This window comes from Betaproteobacteria bacterium, from assembly GCA_009377585.1.
Classification (GTDB): Bacteria; Pseudomonadota; Gammaproteobacteria; order Burkholderiales; family WYBJ01; genus WYBJ01.
In genome coordinates, this window is record WHTS01000118.1 from 1 (window position 1) to 17,909 (window position 17,909).

Below are 17,909 nucleotides of genomic sequence, written 5' to 3' on the forward strand. Positions count from 1 at the left end.
CTGGTCGTGGATGATCATCCACTGATTCTCGAAGCGCTCAAGCAAGTGCTGCGCGACCTTCATCCCGATATCGAAGTGCTGGAGGCTCGCGATGCAACCCAGGCGATCGAACAGACCCGCGCACATCCGGACTTGGCGCTCGTCCTGCTCGACCTGACGCTGCCCAGGACGCACGGCCTGGAACTGCTGGGCGAGCTGCGCACCGGTTCGCCCGACGTACCCGTGGTCGTGCTGTCGGCGACCGAAGATCGTGAAACGGTATTGCGGGCGATCAACGACGGCGCCATGGGATTCATCCCCAAGACCGCCAAGACCGAGGTGCTGATCGCCGCCTTGCGGCTGGTCTTTTCGGGCGGCGTCTATTTGCCGCCATCGGCATTCGCGGGCCCGGCGCACGCGGTATCCGAGCCCCGGCCGGCCGCCCCCGGCCCGCGCTCGCCGCGAGAAGCCGGCCTCACCGAGCGGCAGGCCCAGGTGCTCGCGCTGCTGGTGCAGGGCAAATCGAACAAGTTGATCTGCCGCGCGCTCGACCTGGCGGAGGGGACGGTCAAGATCCATGTCACTGCCATATTGCGGACCCTGAACGTCTCCAACCGCACGGAGGCCCTGGTGGCGGTGAGCCGCATGGGACTGAGACTGGACGCGCTGCTGCCGGAAAAGCCCGCAGGCGCGCGCTAGCCTTGCTCGCGATGAGCGCTGTCAAGTCGGCCGTCTCGCCTGCCGTCGAGCCCGCGTTCGAGTCCGCGGTCGAGTCCGCTATCTCTCCCGAATCTGGCGCTACCGCCCAGCTCGACTCGGCTGCTCGGCAGGAAATCGAGCGCATGCGACGGGCGCAGGTGCGGGCCGACCTGATCGCCTCCATCTACAGCCACATCCCCCGCTCCTCCATGGGCGTCGTGGCCGGTGCCCTTACGGTGGCCTGGGGCATGTGGGGTCAGGTCTTGCACGTTGCGCTGCTGCTGTGGCTCGGCGCGATCGGCGCCGTGCTGGTATGGCGCCTATGGCTGCACCGCGCATTTCCCGGGCAACTGCGCGAGGAGCAGCACATTGCTCATTGGGAGCGGCATTGGACGCTGAGCACCGCAGTGCACGGGGCCGTGTGGGGCAGCTCGGCGGCGTTCATGTATATCCCCGGCTCGCCCGAGTACCAGGCGCTGCTGCTGGTGGCGCTGTTCGCCATCAGCACGGCGGCCGTGCCCCTGATCGGCAGGCATCTGCCGTCGCTGTATGCCTTCGTCCTGACCGTGCTGGTGCCGATCATCCTGCGCCTGGCGCTGGAAGGCGGTGCGGTGCGCATCCTGCTTGCCGTCATCAGCGCGCTCGTGATGTATGGCATTTTCCTGTTCGGGCGCGAGCTCAATCGCACGATCACCGATTCGGTGCGCCGTCAGTACGAGAATATCGACCTGATCGCACAACTGACCGAGCAGAAGGCCGAGGCGGATGCGGCCCGTCGCGAAGCGGACCGCGCCAATCTGATGAAAACGCGCTTTCTGGCGGCGGCGAGCCACGACTTGCGCCAGCCCATGCATGCCCTGGGTCTGTTCAGCGACTCGCTGCGGCGCCGTATCGTCGAGCCGCAACAGCGGGCGCTTGCCGACCGGGTGTGCGAGTCGGCGCAAGCACTGGAGAAGACGTTCGATGCCCTGCTCGACATTTCGCGCCTGGATGCCGGCATCGTGCAGGCCAACACCGAACCGTTTCTGCTCCAGACGCTGCTCGAGCGAGTGCTGGACGACTGCGGCTCGGAGGCGGCCGCGAAGGCGATTACGCTTCGAACCATGCGCACGGGGCTCGCGGCGCACAGCGATCCAGTGCTGGTCGAGCGCATTCTGCGCAACCTGGTGAACAACGCCATACGCTATACCGACCGCGGCAAGGTGCTCGTGGGCTGCCGCGCGTGCGGGGCAACGGTACGGGTCGAAGTGTGGGACACCGGAGTCGGCATTGCGCCGGACAAGCGCGAACGCATCTTCGAGGAGTTCTATCAGGCCGCCGAACGCGACCGGCGCGAGGGGCTCGGCCTGGGCCTCGCCATCGTGCGGCGGGTGGCGAGGCTGCTCCAGGTCGAATTGTCGCTGCAATCGACGCTCGGGCGGGGCAGCGTGTTCCGGTTCGCGCTGCCGCGCTGCGATCCGGCTCGGGTCGTGCGTGCGCACGACAGCGCCGAATCGCCTGCGGCGAGCGTCTCATTGAAGCAAGCGGTGGTGCTGGTGATCGACGACGATCCGGCTGTGCGCGAAGCCATGGCCGAATCGCTGCGGCTCTGGGGTGCGCGCGCCGTGACCGCGAAATCGCTGGGCTGCGCGCTGGAACGACTGCCCGAGTGCGGCCGCTATCCCGATGCCATCGTGTCCGACTTCCGCCTGGGTGACGAGCACAATGGTCTCGAAGCGGTCGCGCGCATCCGCCACGAACTGGGCATCGACGTGCCCGCAATGATCGTCACCGGGGATACGGCGCCGCGATGCTTGCGGGTGATCCAGGCATCGGGCTTGCGCTACCTGCCGAAGCCGGTAACGCCCGAGCGGCTGCTCGCTGAGCTTCAGTCGCTCGTGGAAGAGGGAAGCAAGCCCTTGGTGTAGAGTAGTTCACCATGCGCGCACTGCTCGCCGACATCGTCCTGGTGCTGCATTTCGCCATCGCGGCATTCATCGCCGGTGGCCTGGTCTTCACCTGGCTCGGAGCCGCACTGGGCTGGCAGTGGATACGTGCGCTCCGCTTTCGGCTGGCGCACCTTGCGGCCATCACGTTCGTGGCGGCGGAGGCTTTGTTCGGAATCGTGTGCCCGCTGACGCTGTGGGAGGATGCGCTGCGCTCTAGCGCGGGCGAGCGAAGCTTCGTCGCGCGCTGGGTGTCGCGGCTCCTCTACCATGATTTGCCCGAGTGGGTTTTCACTGCGAGCTACGTCGCGGCCGCGCTCGCCACGCTTGCGGCCTGGTGGGTGGTTCCGCCACGGAGCCGTCTGCGCGGATGAGCCGAACAAGCTCGCCGCCGGAAGGATGCGTCAGGTCAACGCATCCGAGAAAATGCTGTGCGCCCACCCCATCGCGAATTGCGCTTCCCTGCTGGAGATTGCCGGAGACAGACCGCCCGCACCCTTGACCGCCACGAGGGTTTTCTGCGCCGGATCGTAACGATGCACCGAGGCGACATGGACCACGTCCCGGTCGCTGATCCAGCTGTAGCAGACGTTGGAAAGGATCGGCTCCGGGTTCACTGCGCGGCCGGTCATCAGGGCGACGATCGCGTCGGCGACGAGCTTGCCGTGCTGATTGGCCATGTGGCCCGACTTCGGCATGGCCGGGGCGGACAAGGTGGAATCGCCCAGGACGTGCACGTTCGGCGCCACGATCGATTCGGCCGTCAGCCAGTCGACCTCGCACCAGCGGTCGTTGGCGGTTATGAGACCGGCTTGCCGCGCGATCTCGCCGGCGCGATTGGGCGGCACCACATTGAGCACATCGGCCTTCACGTCTTCGAATTGCAGCTTGGCGGTCATTCCCGCCACGTCGACGTCGACCAGCTCGCTGTTCGGCCGGTACTCGATGAGACCCTTGTAGGGACCGTTCCATGCCGTCATGAACAAGCCCTTCTTCGACTGCACGTCCTCGTTGGCATCGAGCACCAGGACCTTCGCGCGCGGCTTGTGCTGCTTGAAGTAGAACGCGACCTGGCAGACGCGCTCGTACGGTCCAGGCGGACAGCGGTAAGGCGATCTGGGTATGCAAAGCGCGTACACGCCGCCGTCTCGCATGGACTCGAGCTGCTTGCGCAGCAACACGGTCTGCGCGCCGGCCTTCCACGCATGCGGCACCCGTTCCCGGGCCGCCGGGCTCTTGAGCCCGGGAAGATCGTCGTAGGCGAGACCGACCCCCGGCGCGACCACCAGCCGGTCGTACGCGAGGGTCTGCCCATCGGCGAGCCGCACTCGGCGCTGCGAAGCATCGATTGCGCTGGCGCGAGCGCGCACGAGCTTCACGCCCCGGTCGCGCTGCAGCCGATCGTAGCCGACAGTGAGCTCTTCGAGCGCGAGGTTACCGCCGAGCACCCGGTTGCTGAAGGGACAGGAGACGAAGTTCTGGTTCGGCTCGACCAGCGTGACTTCGATCTGCGGCGCCCACAACCGGATGTATTTGGCCGCGGTCGCGCCGCCGAAGCCACCCCCGATCACGACGACCTTGCCGCCCCCCGGTCTCGAGGCGGTGCCCGCACACCCGTATAGCGCCCCGGCGCTCACCGCGGCGCCAAGCGTCTTGACGAACCCGCGTCGCGATATCCTCATGGCATCCCTCGCGTGGCCGAACCGATGCCGGTCAGCGCGGCTGTCGGGAAAAATACTCCGCAATGCGCTCGAGCTCGGCATCGCTGTACCCGGCCGCGTACTGATGCATGATCGTGGCCGCCTTGCGCTTGCCCGCTTTGAACTCCCCGAGGAGGGTGAGCAGGTCGGACTTGGACCGGCCTGCGATCGAAGGCACGGCGCCTGCGCTGCGGCCGTCGGTGCCGTGACAGCTCGCGCAGCTTGCGGCCCATGAGCGCGCCGCGTAATCCTGAGCCGTGGCGCTGCCTGCCCAGCTCAACGCCAGGCCGGCGATCAGGCCGAAATTCACGGCATAGCGCGCTCGCGCCACGTACTGCCCCCTCGGCTAGAGACGTCCCGGGATATCGGTCCGCGCAACCCGACGAGCCGGCTTCGCGTCCGGATCGGCTAGTTGGCGGGAGCCGGCAATGCGGGCGGCGGCAACAACGCCACGCCTTCTTCGGCGAAGACGAGGTGCACCACTTCGTTCTCGTCGATATCCACCGTGACCCGGCCGCCGTTGGCAAGCCGGCCGAACAGCAGCTCGTCGGCGAGCGCCTTGCGGATCGTGTCCTGGATGAGGCGGGCCATCGGCCGAGCGCCCATCTGCGGATCGAAACCCTTCTGCGCCAGCCAGTCCTTCAGCGCCTGCGTGAACGAGGGCTCGACCTTCTTTTCGTTCAGCTGCCCCTCGAGCTGCATCAGGAACTTGTCGACCACGCGCAGGATCACCTCGTGATCGAGCGGCGCGAACGAGATCATCGCGTCCAGCCGGTTGCGGAACTCGGGCGTGAACATGCGCCGAATTTCCACCATTTCGTCTCCGACCTGGGTGGCGGTAGTGAACCCGATCGAGACGCGATTGAGCTCGGCCGCACCCGCGTTGGTCGTCATGATGATGATGACGTTGCGAAAGTCGGCCTTGCGCCCGTTGTTGTCGGTGAGCGTGCCGTGGTCCATCACCTGCAGCAGGATATTGAAGATGTCCGGGTGCGCTTTCTCGATCTCGTCGAGCAGCAGCACCGCGTACGGATGCTTGGTGATGGCCTCGGTGAGGAGCCCGCCCTGATCGAACCCGACATACCCGGGAGGGGCGCCGATCAGTCGCGATACGGCGTGCCGCTCCATGTATTCGGACATGTCGAAACGGATCAGCTCGACGCCCATGATGTAGGCGAGCTGGCGCGCGACTTCGGTCTTGCCGACCCCGGTCGGTCCGGAGAACAGGAAGCTGCCGATCGGCTTGAGCGGATTGCCCAGGCCGCTGCGCGCCATCTTGATGGCGGCGGCAAGCGCTTCGATCGCCTTGCCCTGCCCGAACACCACGCTCTTCAGATCGCGGTCGAGGTTGCGCAGCGACCTGCGATCGTCCGCGGATACCGACTGCGGCGGGATACGCGCGATCTTGGCCACGATCTCCTCGATCTCGCTCTTGCCGATGGTGCGCTTCTGCTTCGAGCGCGGCAGGATGCGCTGCGCTGCACCAGCCTCGTCGATCACGTCGATCGCCTTGTCCGGCAGGTGACGGTCGTTGATATAGCGGGCAGCAAGCTCCGCCGCCGCGCTCAAGGCCGATGCGGAGTACTTGATGCCATGGTGCGCTTCGAACCGGCTCTTCAGGCCGCGCAGGATCGCGACTGTTTCCTCCACCGAGGGCTCTGTCACGTCGATCTTCTGGAAACGACGGGACAGCGCATGGTCCTTCTCGAACACGCCCCGATACTCGTTGTACGTGGTTGCCCCAATGCACTTCAACTGGCCGGTGGACAACGCCGGCTTGAGCAGATTGCTTGCGTCCAGCGTCCCGCCCGAGGCGGCCCCGGCGCCGATCAGGGTATGGATCTCGTCGATGAACAGGACCGCATTGGGATTGTCGACCAGCTGCTTGAGCACCGCCTTCAGACGTTGCTCGAAGTCGCCGCGGTACTTGGTGCCGGCGAGCAGCGCACCCATATCCAGGGCGTACACCTGGGCGCGGCGCAACAGGTCGGGAACGTTGCCCTCCACGATGCGCCGGGCAAGCCCTTCCGCGATCGCGGTCTTGCCCACGCCGGCCTCGCCGACCAGCAGCGGATTGTTCTTGCGCCGCCGGCATAACGTCTGGATGACACGCTCGATCTCGCGGTCGCGCCCGATGAGGGGATCGATCTTGCCCGCCAGCGCCAAAGCATTCAGATTCTGGGTGTACGTTTCCAGCGCCCCGCCCGCCTGCTGTTCCTGCTCGGGCTGCTCCTCGGCCTCCTGCTTGGCCGGGGCACTTTCCTGCGCCTTGCGGATGCCGTGCGAAATGAAATTCACCACGTCCAGGCGCGTAACGCCCTTCTGGTGCAGGAAATAGACCGCGTGCGAGTCCTTTTCGCCGAAGATGGCGACCAGCACGTTAGCTCCGGTCACTTCCTTCTTGCCGGAAGACTGCACGTGCAGGATCGCGCGCTGGATGACTCGCTGGAATCCCAGCGTGGGCTGGGTATCGACGTCGTCTCCGGACAGCTTCGGCGTATGCTCGGCGATGAATTCGGTCAACTGCTTGCGCAGGTCTTCCACCTCCACGGCGCAGGCGCGCATGACGTCGGCCGCCGTGGGGTTGTCCAGCATGGCGAGCAAGAGATGCTCCACCGTGATGAATTCATGGCGCTTCTGACGTGCATCCATGAACGCCATGTGCAGGCTGACTTCGAGTTCCTGGGCAATCATTCCGCTTCCTCCATGACGCACCGCAGCGGATGCTGGTGCTGACGGGCGAAAGCGGTCACCTGCTCTACCTTGGTTGCCGCCACGTCGCGGGAGTAAACGCCGCATACTCCCATGCCCTCACGATGAACCTTTAGCATGATCTGCGTTGCCCGTTCTCTACTGAGTGAAAAAAAAGTCTGCAGCACGGATACCACGAAATCCATCGGCGTGTAGTCGTCGTTGAGCAGCATGACCTTGAACATCTTGGGCGGCTTGACCTTCGCCCTGGTCGGTTCGAGGATCGTGCTGTCGCGTTGCCGTGTTGCCATGACCGCCTGCCATTGTGAATTTCCGGTCCGCTGGAGTCTATTTTGACCATTAACGAGAATTTTTCAAGGCCGGCAAAAACGTGACCACATCGGCTTTGGGGTACTTGACTTCCGCACCCAAATGTCCTAGAACGCGCGTGGGTGTTTGGCTTCAAGGTGAGCTGCTGTACCGGTTCTGCCGTTGCGCGGTCTTGAAACTCAAACAGGTCTAGGGCGCCCCGCCCGATTCTTTCGTGAGGTAACGCGCATGGCCACGGGCACTGTGAAATGGTTTAACGACGCCAAGGGATACGGGTTTATCACCCCGGACGATGGCAGCGAGGACTTGTTTGCGCATTTCTCGGCAATTCAGATGGGCGGTTTCAAAACCCTCAAGGAGGGCCAGAAGGTCACCTTCGAAGTGACCCAGGGACCGAAGGGAAAGCAGGCGTCCAACATCCAGGCCCAAGGTTAACCCCCGCACCGCCCAAGCACCCACCCAAGCGACGCAAAACAAATGCCCAGCGAAGGGTCCCTTCGCTGGGCATCGTCGTTGGCGCATCCGGTTCGCGCTTGGCGCCCCGGCCAGGCAGCAAACACCCGCCTTCCCGTTCGTTCGCGTCGTTTTTTCCGTGTCCCCCGTGTCCCATTTGCGCTGACCCGCCGTGACCCGCTTGCACATCCTGGACCAACCCTGCCGACCGACGCCCCGCGCGGCACTGCGTCCTTCACCGGCAAGCCGAAGTCGAGCGCGACAGGACCTGACGCCGAACGGCGACACTCGCCCGCGTCGCGTGCCACCCATACGTCATGAACCGCGTTTCATGTCAACCGCGCACTGCACCCGGCGTTAGTGGCTACGACCGGATGATTCTGGTCATACCATTCAACTACCGACAGGAACTGACATGACCAAGTTGATCGCCGCCATCATCGCCGCTCTGTTCGCCGTTGCCACGGTTGCTCCGGTTGCGTATGCCGCCGACGACAAGAAGACCGAAAAGTCGGACAAGAAGTCGGACAAGAAGAAGAAGGGCGACAAGGAAGAAGCCAAGAAGTAAGCTTCTCCGCAGCACTCCTGAAAGGCAGGGGAACCCTGCCTTTTTTGTTTGCGCGTCCTGTTCGACGCGCGTCCTGGTTGCACGAGAGGTTCGAGCGTTCGGTTCGCACGATGAGTCACCCGAGTGTCATTGTCGGCATGTCCGGCGGGGTCGATTCCTCGGTGGCAGCCCTGCTGCTCAAGCAGCAGGGCTATGGCGTGCGCGGGCTGTTCATGAAGAACTGGGAGGACGATGACGACGACGAGTACTGTTCCTCTCGCACCGATCTGGTGGACGCGGTAGCGGTTGCGGACAGGATTGGAATCGACATCGAGGTGGTCAACTTTTCGGCCGAGTACAAGGAGCGCGTGTTCGCAGAATTCCTGGCCGAATACCAGGCCGGGCGCACGCCCAATCCCGATGTGCTGTGCAACGCCGAGATCAAGTTCCGCGCCTTCCTCGATCATGCGGCTGCGATGGGCGCCGACTTCATTGCCACCGGGCACTATGTACGCACCGATCGGCGCAACGGCGCCGTACAGCTTCTGCGGGGGCTCGATCCGGCGAAGGACCAGAGCTACTTCCTGTATCGCCTGCGGCAGGACCAACTGCAACGCGCGCTGTTCCCGGTCGGCAGCCTGCGCAAAACGGCCGTTCGCGGCATCGCGCGCGCCCACGCTCTGGCCGTGCATGACAAGCGCGACAGCACGGGCATCTGCTTCATCGGCGAACGGCCCTTCCGGCAGTTCCTGAGCCGCTACCTCGCCTCCGCCCCGGGCGAGATCTGCACGCCGGAGGGTGCGCTCATCGGCCGCCATGCGGGACTCGTCCACTACACGATCGGCCAGCGCCAGGGGCTCGGCATCGGCGGGCTTGCGGGCCGAGCCGCGGGGGCGTGGTATGTCGCCCGCAAGGACATGGCGAACAACCGTCTGATCGTGGTGCAGGGCCACGATCATCCGCTGCTGCTCTCGCGAGCGCTGAGCGCCATCCGGCAATCGTGGATCGCAGGCGCCGCACCCGATCCGCGGCGGCCCTACACGGGGAAAACGCGTTACCGTCAAGCCGATTCGGCCTGCCGCATCGCAACGATGGACCCGGCCGGCTGCGTGATCGAATTCGACCGCCCGCAGCATGCCGTCACACCCGGCCAATCGGTCGTGCTCTACGCTGGCGAGGTGTGTCTCGGCGGCGGCATCATCGATGCGGCGCACGCAACGACACCGCCCCATGCGAGCGATTCCTTGACGGCGCTCGCACCGGCAGAGTAGCCTCGCACAACCTGTGATCGCGGAGCAACACCATGGAACGCGTGCGCCTTTTCACCCAGCCGGGGTGAAGCAGCTGCCTCAAGACGAAAGAGTTTCTTTCGCAGACGATCAAGGACTTCGACGTCATCGACGTGATCAACACGCCGGGTGGCATGGAGCAGCTGAAGGCGATGGGCCTGCGCAACGTGCCGGTCGTCGCCATCGGTGAACGCTATACCTTCGCTCAGAACCTGAAGGATGTCGCCAAGTTCGTCGGCGTCGCGCTCGATCGCAGCCAACTGCCTGCGTCGGTGCTGGCGCCGCGCTACGATTCGATCCTCGAGACCGCGCAGGGATTGGTGCGCCAGGTTCCGCTCGAGCAGCTCGGGGAACGGGTCATTCCCAACCGCCCGCGCCTCATCCGCCCGTTCCTGTACCACATCTTCCGCATCGGCGAAGCCTTCCTCATCGCCTACGACGGCGAGAAGTACTCCAACACCCTGGCGAACGTCGAGCCGCCGGAGTCGGTGCGCACCCCGGACCAGATCGCAACCTACGGCCAGGAAATTCGCGAGCGCCTGCAGTCATGGTGGGCAGCCAACCCCGACCGGGCGCTGGAGAAACAGATCGACACTTATTACGGCATGCAGGCCGCGCACGATGTGTTCGAGCGCACCACCTGGCACTCGGCGCAGCATTGCCGACAGCTTGCCGTCATTCTGGACCGACTGGGCATCCCACCGCAAATCCCTCTGAAGCACGAGCAGCTGGAAGGGCTGCCGCTGCCCGAAGGCATCTGGGAATAGCCGCACTCGAAGCGGCGCGCGCTGCTTCCCAGGCAGCTGTCGGCGTCGCCGCGCGGCTGAACGCGGGATCGGCCTGCGCTTGCGGCGCCGGGGCGCCGGAGCGCCGGAGCGCCGGAGCGCCGGAGCGCCGGCAAGACGATGCTAAACTCGGGTCTGCCGTTTTGCGCGGCTGCGATTTCCCACCCTTCGCAATGAACCGAGACAGTTCCGTCAGGGCGATCCCGTCGGTCGACAAGCTTTTGGCCGCTGCCGCGCCCGAGATCGAGCGCTACGGCCGCAACCTGGTCACCGAACAGGTGCGCCTGCTCCTGGACGAAACGCGGGCCGGATCGCATCCGGCACTGGTTGCCGCGAGCGGATTCGAGCACGCCGGGTTTGGCGCGCTGCTCAACGAAAGGCTGCAGGCGCTGTGCGCCCCTTCGCAGCGACGTGTTCTCAACCTGACCGGCACGGTGCTGCACACCAATCTCGGCCGCGCGATTCTGCCAAGCAAAGCGGCCCAGGCAGTGGTCATGGCCATGACCTCGGCCACCAATCTCGAGTACGAGCTCGAGCGCGGAGGTCGCGGTGAGCGCGATCACCATGTCGAAGGCTGGCTCACTCGCCTGACCGGGGCGGAAGCCGCCACGGTGGTCAATAACAATGCGGCCGCGGTACTGATCGTGCTGAGCACGCTGGCCGCGCGCAAGGAAGTCGTCGTCTCGCGCGGCGAGCTGGTCGAGATCGGTGGCGCCTTTCGTATCCCCGACATCATGGCCCGGGCGGGTTGCCGGCTGGTGGAGATCGGCACCACCAATCGCACCCACCTGCGCGACTACGCCGAGGCGATCGGCCCGCGCACCGCGGCCATCATGAAAGTCCACACCAGCAACTATGCGATTCAGGGCTTCACCGCCGCGGTGCCCGAGGGCAAGCTGGCCGAGCTGGCGCACGAACGCGGGCTGCCGTTCATTGTCGACCTCGGCAGCGGAATGCTGGTCGATCTCGATCGCTGGGGGCTGCCGCACGAGCCCACCGCGCGCGAGACGCTCGCCCACGGCGCGGACCTGGTTGCGTTCAGCGGCGACAAGCTGCTCGGGGGCCCGCAGGCGGGTCTCATCGCCGGCAACCGTGCGCTGGTCGCACGCATCAATCGCAATCCGCTCAAGCGTGCGCTGCGTATGGACAAGCTGCGCCTGGCGGCGCTGGAAGCGGTACTGAAACTTTATGCCGATCCCGATCGGCTGCGAGACTCGCTGCCGACGCTGCGCTGGCTGACACGCTCGCGCGACGAGGTCGCGCGCGTGGCGAACGAAGTCCTGCCTGTCCTGAAGACGGCCGTGGCGGGGCACGCTGAGGTCGAACGGATCGAATGCCGCAGCCAGATCGGCAGCGGCTCGCTGCCGGTGGATCTTCTGCCGAGCGTCGGCATGGCGTTGCGTCCGCTCGCCACCGCGCGCCGCAGCGGCCGCCTGGTCGAACGCTGGGCCGCGGCATTCCGACGCTTGCCGGTGCCTGTGATCGGCCGCATTCAGGACGGCATGCTCGTGTTCGATTTGCGCATGCTGGACGATGCGCGCGAGCTCACCGGGCAGCTGCCCCTGCTGCAGTTGCCCACCATGGCGACGCCCGCCGCGACAACCGTGACCGAACCGATCGCGTCATGATCGTTGCCACCGCCGGACATATCGATCACGGCAAGACCCTGCTGGTGAAGGCGCTCTCCGGCGTCGATACCGATCGGCTGCCGGAAGAGAAGAGCCGCGGCATTTCGATCGATCTTGGTTTCGCCTACGTGCCCGTGCCGGGCGCGGATCTGCTCGGGTTCGTCGACGTCCCCGGCCACGAACGGTTCGTGCGCAACATGCTGGCCGGCGTGTGCGGCATCGATCTCGCCCTGCTCGTCGTCGCCGCCGATGATGGCGTCATGCCGCAAACAGTCGAGCATCTGCAGATCCTCGATCTGCTCAATGTCTCGCGCGGCATCGTCGCGATCACCAAGATCGACCGGGTGAACGAAGCCCGGGTGGACGAAGTGAGCGAAGCGGTTCGGCGGCTGCTCGCCGGCACGGCGCTCGAAGGCGCAGCCTTGGCTCCGGTATCGGCCACAACCGGGACCGGGGTCGATGCGCTGCGAACCCAGCTGTTCGAGCAAGCTCGGCATATCCAGGCGCGAGAGAGCGCCGGGCGGCGTTTTCGCTATGCGATCGACCGCGTTTTCAGTGTCTCGGGCAGCGGCACGGTGGTGACCGGCACCGTATTCAATGGAACAGTGAAGGTGGGCGACCGGCTGATCGTCTCGCCGCCGGGCCTGCCGGTTCGCGTACGCGGCATACAAGTCCACGGCAAGGCGGCCGAGCAGGTCGGCGCCGGCAGCCGCTGCGCGCTCAATCTCTCCGGAGAAAAGCTCGACAAGGAAGCACTTCGGCGTGGCGACTGGGTGCTCGATGAAACGATCCATCGGCCGACGCGGCGCATCGATGCGAATGTGAAAGTGCTGGCTGCAGAACCAGAGCCCCTGGCGCATTGGACCCCGGTGCATTTCCACCTCGGCACCGAAGCGGTCACCGGCCGCGTCGCCGTGCGGCGCGGCGATTCGATCGCACCGGGAGAAAGCCGCATCGTGCAGATCATTCTCGACCGGCCGATCGGCTGCCTGCACGGCGATCGTTTCATTCTGCGCGACCAGTCGGCGACGCGCACCCTCGGCGGCGGCACGGTGGTGGATCCGTTCGCCCCGGCGGTGCGAAGGAATTCGCCCGCACGGCAGAAGACCGTTGCAGCACTGGCAGCCGCCTCGGCGGAAGAAGCGCTGCGCCAGCTGAGCGCCACGGCGACCGAAGGGATCGATGTCGCGGCCTTCGAGACGGCTTTCAACCTCGACGAGACCACCGCCGCCTCGCTCTATCGCGAGCTCCAGATCGTCGTCTTCGGCCGCGGCGAGCGGATCGGGATCGCGGCCGCGCGCCGCGACGAGCTCGCCAATGCAATCGTGGCCGAGGTGTTGCGCTTGCACCGCGAAGACCCCAAGTCGCTTGGTCTGGAGCTCGCCAGCTTGCCGCAGCGGCTGCAGGTGCGCCTGCCGGAGTGGCTCTTGGGCCAGATCGTGCGCGAGCTCGCGCACGCGCGTAAGGTCGAGATCGCCGGCACGCGGGTGCGCCGTCCCGGCCACGATGCCACCTCCAATCCCGAAGACGAGAAGCTCTGGCAGAGCATCCTGCCCGCGCTGCAGAAGGACGTGCCGCTGCCGCCGAGCATCAAGGAGCTGGCCGAGCAATTGCGATTGCCCGACAAGTCGGTGAGCGACTTCCTGCACCGCAAGAGCCGCGGCGGCGAGCCCATCAAGGTCATGCCCGATCGGTTCCTGCTGCGCAGCACCGTGGAACGGCTGGCACAGACCGCGGAAGCGACCGCGGGCGCCAAACCGAACGGCCAGTTCACGGCCGCCGACTATCGCGACCGCTGCGGCGCCAGCCGCAAGCTCTCGATCGACGTGCTCGAGTACTTCGATCGCATCGGCTTCACGCAACGCCTCGGCGACGTACGCCGCATCCGGCGCCCGTTGGCGCAGGCCTTGGCGGCTTCGCCGGGCGCTACGCCGAGCCGCGCAAAAACATGACCCGCTTCGAGGAGATCCTGATTTGGCGACATACGACTTGATCGTGGTAGGCGAAGGCATCACCGGGCTTGCTTGCGCCAGGCACGCGGCGTCCCTGGGGCTGAAGACCGCGACGGCCGAGGGCAATCTGTTCGGCGGCCTGGTGATCAACATTGCCGAGCTCGAGGGCTACGAAGACCACGGCTCGGGTGTGGATATCGCATCCGCCCTGATGGAATCCAACGCGCTAGCCGGCATCGAGAACCTGGGCGCCAATGTGACGGCCATCGAAGCGGGCGGCGACAGCATCAAGGTGGCGACCGACGCGGGCAGCCACAGCGCGCGCGCCGTGTTGATCGCCTCGGGCGCACGCTTGAAAAGACTCGGCGTTCCCGGGGAAGAAGAGTTCGATCATCGCGGCGTATCGCAGTGCGCCGATTGCGACGGGCCGATGTTCCAGGGCGAACACGTGGTGGTGGTCGGCGGCGGCGACGCGGCCTTCCAGGAAACAGCTGCGTTATCGCCATACGTCGGCCAAGTGACCGTACTCATGCGCGGCGCGACGCCCCGCGCAAGCCCAGGGCTGGTGGAGCGGGTGCGCCAACGCGGCAACGTTGCCTTTCGAACCGGCGTGACCGTGGAGGCGATTCAGGGCGATGACACCGTCAAAGCCGTAGTCGTGCGCACGGCGAATGGCGAATCCGAACGCATTGACTGCGCCGGTGCCTTCATCTTCGTGGGGCTGACGCCGAACTCGGAGATCGCGCCTGCAGGCGTTGCACGCAATCCGCACGGCGCGATCGAGACCGACGCATCGATGCAGACCGCTGTCCCGGGCGTTTATGCCGCCGGGGCCGTACGCGCGGGATACAGCGGCAAGCTGGTCGATGCCGTCCGGGAAGCGAAGGAAGCGGCCGAGAGCGCCGCGCGCAGAGTGCGCGGGTGAACGCGCACGGCAGTCGGGATAGAATAAGCGGCGACTACGTCGTTGTGGCGTGGCGGAAAGCGCGAGAAACCCGCGCCACCGCCGTTGTGGCATGGCGGCAGACGCGAGAAACCCGCGCCACCGCCGTGGCATCGTGGCGGCAGGCGCGAGAACGATAGCAGCACGGAAGAGAAGCGTCCCCGGTGGGGTGGCCGGACTTCAAACCCGGTGGGGGCCGTTGACGGTCCTTTGTGGGTTCGACTCCCACTCTCTTCCGCCACTCAGTGGCACCCGCCGATGCGCCGGCGACGGATGGCTGCCTCGGCCGATCGAATCGAACCGAAGACTTCATGCATGGCACACGAGACCGCGACGATCGATGCGTACGCGCCAAATGGAAGCGTTGCGCGACGCGGTGACGGGAGCGAACAATCTCGACGACGCGGCCCCCGGCGCCGGCTGCTCGCGCCTTCGGCGCCGACTGCTCCTGCGAGTGTGAGGCGGAGTCCGCAATGAGACAGTGGGAGTGTGTGCTTTGCGGCTTCGTCTACGATGAAGCCGCCGGCTTGCCCGAGGACGGGATTGCGCCCGGGACGCGCTGGGAAGACGTCCCGGAGGACTGGATCTGCCCCGACTGCGCTGCGACCAAGGCCGACTTTTTACTTGTTGAAGGCTGACCTCGGATCGATTCGCCCGCAGGCCGAGAGAGGCGTGCCGAAGTCCTGGCTATAGGTTGACGACCTGTCGCCGGACCGGCAATTCGGCGATCACGCCCGGCAGCGCACGTGCGAAGAACCCGGCGCGGAACCCCTTGGCATAATCATCGATGCCTACCCGCAAATAGGCGGTGAGCGCTTGATTTTCGCGCCGCGCCGCCTGACCGTCCGTGCAACCGTTCACGAATGCCGTCGGAGCGGCTTCCGCTTCGGTGGACTTTCTAAGTATTTCCACTGCTCGCACTAACGACTCCCTTTGTGACTACGCTGCCCAATCGAGCAAGGGCTATGCCAATCATTTCACGTGATAAAATCCACGCTCCAGCTGGCCCGGACACCATGCCTTCTTCTTCGCTTACCGCGCTTTCGCCAGTCGACGGACGCTATCAGGATCGCGTCGGCGCATTAAGGCAGTATTTCACTGAGCTCGGCTTGATCCGTTTGCGCGTTCGAGTCGAGATCGCATGGCTTCAGGCGCTGGCGGCCGAGCCTCTCTTGCCGGAGTTTCCGTCCCTGTCCCCGGAAATGGAGACCGCCCTCGAAGCAATCGTTTCGGCGTTCTCCGAGGTCGACGGCGCCCGAGTCAAGGCGATCGAAGCCAAGACCAACCACGACGTCAAAGCGGTCGAATATTTTCTGCGCGAGAAGCTGCCGCCCCATCCGCAGACCGATGTCCTGACCGGGTTCATCCATTTCGCATGCACGTCGGAAGACATCAACAACGTCTGCCATGCGCTCATGCTGGTGGAATCGCGCGAGCGCGTGATGCTGCCGGCGCTCGATGCGCTCATCGCCCGTCTGCGCGCGATGGCGCACGAACTGGCCGGCGTCGCGATGCTGGCGCGAACCCACGGCCAGCCGGCGACGCCCACGACGCTCGGCAAGGAATTGGCGAACGTGGTGCATCGGCTGGACGAGGCGCGCGCCCAGCTCGAGCGCATCACGCTCAAGGCCAAGTTCAACGGAGCGGTAGGAAACTACAACGCGCATCTGGCAGCGTATCCGGAAATCGATTGGGAAGCCCTCGCACGCCGCTTTGTCTCCTCGCTCGGACTCGCGTTCAATCCCTATACCATCCAGATCGAGCCGCACGACGCGATTGCGGAGCTGTTCGATGCCTATGCGCGCGTCAACACGATCCTGCTCGATCTCGATCGCGACGTGTGGGGATACGTGTCGCTCGGCTATTTCCGGCAGAAGCTCAGGGCGGGCGAAGTCGGCTCGTCGACGATGCCGCACAAGGTCAATCCGATCGATTTCGAGAACTCGGAGGGCAACCTGGGAGTTGCCAACGCACTGCTGCGGCACATGGCGGAGAAGCTGCCCGTCTCGCGCTGGCAGCGCGACCTGACCGACTCCACGGTGCTGCGCAACATGGGGGTGGCGCTCGCGCACACCCTGCTCGCATGGGATTCGTGCCTGCGCGGCCTGAGCAAGCTCGAAGCCGATCGCGCCCGCATCGGCGCAGACCTGGACAACGCCTGGGAAGTGCTGGCCGAGCCGATCCAGACCGTGATGCGCCGCTACGGCGTGCCCGACCCCTATGAGCAGCTCAAGGCGCTCACCCGAGGACAGGCGAACATGGATCGGAAGACGCTGCACGACTTCATCCGCGGCCTCACGATCCCGACTGAAGCGAAGGACAGGCTGCTCGCCATGACGCCCGCGACTTACATCGGCGCCGCCGCTCGGCTGGCACGGCAGATCTGAGGCATCCGAGGCGGCGCCGCGACCTTGATATCGGGCGCCCCGACCTCAGCTACTCATTCCCAGCCGAGGTCCGGAGTAGATTGCATGGATTCCCATAGCGTCGATGTCAACGCCGACAATTTCGGTCAGGTCGTTCTCGAAGGCTCGAAAACCGCCCCGGTCGTGATCGACTTCTGGGCGCCCTGGTGTGCGCCGTGCCGGGCGCTCAAGCCCGTCCTGGAAAAGCTCGCCGCGGAGTACGCGGGCAAGTTCACGCTGGCCAAGATCAACTCGGACGAGAACCCGGAGCTTGCCGCGAACATGGGCGTGCGCGGCATTCCGGCCGTCAAGGCGGTGGTGAACGGCGAGCTGGCGGACGAGTTCGTCGGCGCGCTTCCGGAATCGCAGGTGCGCGCGTTCATCGAGCGCATCGTGCCATCGCCGTCTGCGCTGGCAGCCAGCCAGGCGCGTGACATGATGAGCTCGGGCCGGTACGCCGACGCACTGGTGCAGCTCGACAAGGCGCTCGGGCTCGACCCGCGCAACGAGCCGGCGCAAGTCGACAGGCTCGAGGTACTGGTGAAGCTCGGGCGCCTGGACGAGGCGCGCGCTGCTGTGGCCG

16 protein-coding genes and 1 tRNA gene are annotated in these 17,909 nt (G+C 65.6%); 13 read left to right on the top strand and 4 right to left on the bottom strand.

The features are described 5' to 3' along the window. The 3 genes from GEV05_25370 to GEV05_25380 are packed head-to-tail and all read left to right on the top strand — an operon-like array spanning position 1 to position 2,977. Positions 1-678 (top strand): response regulator, encoded by a 678-nt coding sequence (locus GEV05_25370; GenBank protein MPZ46654.1) that lies wholly within the window; start codon positions 1-3, stop codon positions 676-678. Positions 679-689: 11 nt separating this feature from the next. Further along, the gene (locus GEV05_25375; protein MPZ46655.1) at positions 690-2,585 is read left to right on the top strand and encodes a response regulator; all 1,896 of its coding nucleotides are present in this window, start codon (positions 690-692) and stop codon (positions 2,583-2,585) included. 11 nt (positions 2,586-2,596) lie between these two features. Then, complete coding sequence (locus GEV05_25380; GenBank protein MPZ46656.1) at positions 2,597-2,977, top strand: DUF2784 family protein; 381 nt, start codon at positions 2,597-2,599, stop codon at positions 2,975-2,977. A gap of 30 nt (positions 2,978-3,007) precedes the next feature. On the opposite strand, the gene GEV05_25385 is transcribed toward GEV05_25380, so the two are convergent. The 4 genes from GEV05_25385 to clpS all read right to left on the bottom strand — a co-directional run bounded on the left by GEV05_25385 (position 3,008) and on the right by clpS (position 7,305). Then, on the bottom strand, positions 3,008-4,279 hold the full coding sequence (locus GEV05_25385; protein MPZ46657.1) for a flavocytochrome C: 1,272 nt from the start codon (positions 4,277-4,279) through the stop codon (positions 3,008-3,010). A 37-nt stretch (positions 4,280-4,316) separates the two neighbouring features. Next, positions 4,317-4,634, bottom strand: coding sequence for a c-type cytochrome (locus tag GEV05_25390; GenBank protein ID MPZ46658.1), 318 nt, complete (start codon positions 4,632-4,634; stop codon positions 4,317-4,319). A 77-nt stretch (positions 4,635-4,711) separates the two neighbouring features. Beyond that, the gene (clpA, locus tag GEV05_25395; protein ID MPZ46659.1) at positions 4,712-6,997 is read right to left on the bottom strand and encodes an ATP-dependent Clp protease ATP-binding subunit ClpA; all 2,286 of its coding nucleotides are present in this window, start codon (positions 6,995-6,997) and stop codon (positions 4,712-4,714) included. Beyond that, positions 6,994-7,305 (bottom strand): ATP-dependent Clp protease adapter ClpS, encoded by a 312-nt coding sequence (clpS, locus tag GEV05_25400; GenBank protein MPZ46660.1) that lies wholly within the window; start codon positions 7,303-7,305, stop codon positions 6,994-6,996. The genes clpA and clpS overlap by 4 nt, the downstream gene beginning before the upstream one ends. A gap of 247 nt (positions 7,306-7,552) precedes the next feature. On the opposite strand from clpS, the gene GEV05_25405 reads away from it, so the two are divergent. From GEV05_25405 to GEV05_25450, 10 genes are all read left to right on the top strand, one after another. After that, a complete protein-coding gene (locus GEV05_25405) occupies positions 7,553-7,759 on the top strand; it encodes a cold-shock protein (protein MPZ46661.1) in 207 nt (68 codons plus the stop codon). Positions 7,760-8,455: 696 nt separating this feature from the next. Further along, the gene (mnmA, locus tag GEV05_25410; GenBank protein ID MPZ46662.1) at positions 8,456-9,595 is read left to right on the top strand and encodes a tRNA 2-thiouridine(34) synthase MnmA; all 1,140 of its coding nucleotides are present in this window, start codon (positions 8,456-8,458) and stop codon (positions 9,593-9,595) included. 131 nt (positions 9,596-9,726) lie between these two features. After that, the gene (locus GEV05_25415; protein MPZ46663.1) at positions 9,727-10,380 is read left to right on the top strand and encodes a hypothetical protein; all 654 of its coding nucleotides are present in this window, start codon (positions 9,727-9,729) and stop codon (positions 10,378-10,380) included. Between the two features lie 191 nt (positions 10,381-10,571). Next, complete coding sequence (locus GEV05_25420; GenBank protein MPZ46664.1) at positions 10,572-12,026, top strand: L-seryl-tRNA(Sec) selenium transferase; 1,455 nt, start codon at positions 10,572-10,574, stop codon at positions 12,024-12,026. Further along, a complete protein-coding gene (gene selB, locus GEV05_25425) occupies positions 12,023-13,978 on the top strand; it encodes a selenocysteine-specific translation elongation factor (GenBank protein MPZ46665.1) in 1,956 nt (651 codons plus the stop codon). The genes GEV05_25420 and selB overlap by 4 nt, the downstream gene beginning before the upstream one ends. Further along, a complete protein-coding gene (locus GEV05_25430; protein MPZ46666.1) occupies positions 13,812-14,903 on the top strand; it encodes a hypothetical protein in 1,092 nt (363 codons plus the stop codon). Before selB ends, GEV05_25430 begins: the two co-directional genes overlap by 167 nt. Before the next feature lie 164 nt (positions 14,904-15,067). Further along, positions 15,068-15,162, top strand: a tRNA-Sec gene (locus GEV05_25435). 232 nt (positions 15,163-15,394) lie between these two features. Further along, positions 15,395-15,559, top strand: coding sequence for a rubredoxin (locus GEV05_25440; protein ID MPZ46667.1), 165 nt, complete (start codon positions 15,395-15,397; stop codon positions 15,557-15,559). A gap of 378 nt (positions 15,560-15,937) precedes the next feature. After that, the gene (purB, locus tag GEV05_25445; protein MPZ46668.1) at positions 15,938-17,308 is read left to right on the top strand and encodes an adenylosuccinate lyase; all 1,371 of its coding nucleotides are present in this window, start codon (positions 15,938-15,940) and stop codon (positions 17,306-17,308) included. An 84-nt stretch (positions 17,309-17,392) separates the two neighbouring features. Further along, positions 17,393-17,909: tetratricopeptide repeat protein (locus GEV05_25450; GenBank protein MPZ46669.1), on the top strand; the 517-nt coding region annotated here is incomplete at its 3' end.

Excerpts from the sequence above, each read along its gene's own strand:
- GEV05_25375 (MPZ46655.1), top strand. The coding sequence starts at position 690 with ATGAGCGCTGTCAAGTCGGCCGTCTCGCCTGCCGTCGAGCCCGCGTTC.
- GEV05_25380 (MPZ46656.1), top strand. The coding sequence starts at position 2,597 with ATGCGCGCACTGCTCGCCGACATCGTCCTGGTGCTGCATTTCGCCATC.
- clpA (MPZ46659.1), bottom strand. The coding sequence starts at position 6,997 with ATGATTGCCCAGGAACTCGAAGTCAGCCTGCACATGGCGTTCATGGAT.
- clpS (MPZ46660.1), bottom strand. The coding sequence starts at position 7,305 with ATGGCAACACGGCAACGCGACAGCACGATCCTCGAACCGACCAGGGCG.
- GEV05_25405 (MPZ46661.1), top strand. The coding sequence starts at position 7,553 with ATGGCCACGGGCACTGTGAAATGGTTTAACGACGCCAAGGGATACGGG.
- mnmA (MPZ46662.1), top strand. The coding sequence starts at position 8,456 with ATGAGTCACCCGAGTGTCATTGTCGGCATGTCCGGCGGGGTCGATTCC.
- GEV05_25420 (MPZ46664.1), top strand. The coding sequence starts at position 10,572 with ATGAACCGAGACAGTTCCGTCAGGGCGATCCCGTCGGTCGACAAGCTT.
- selB (MPZ46665.1), top strand. The coding sequence starts at position 12,023 with ATGATCGTTGCCACCGCCGGACATATCGATCACGGCAAGACCCTGCTG.
- GEV05_25440 (MPZ46667.1), top strand. The coding sequence starts at position 15,395 with ATGAGACAGTGGGAGTGTGTGCTTTGCGGCTTCGTCTACGATGAAGCC.
- purB (MPZ46668.1), top strand. The coding sequence starts at position 15,938 with ATGCCTTCTTCTTCGCTTACCGCGCTTTCGCCAGTCGACGGACGCTAT.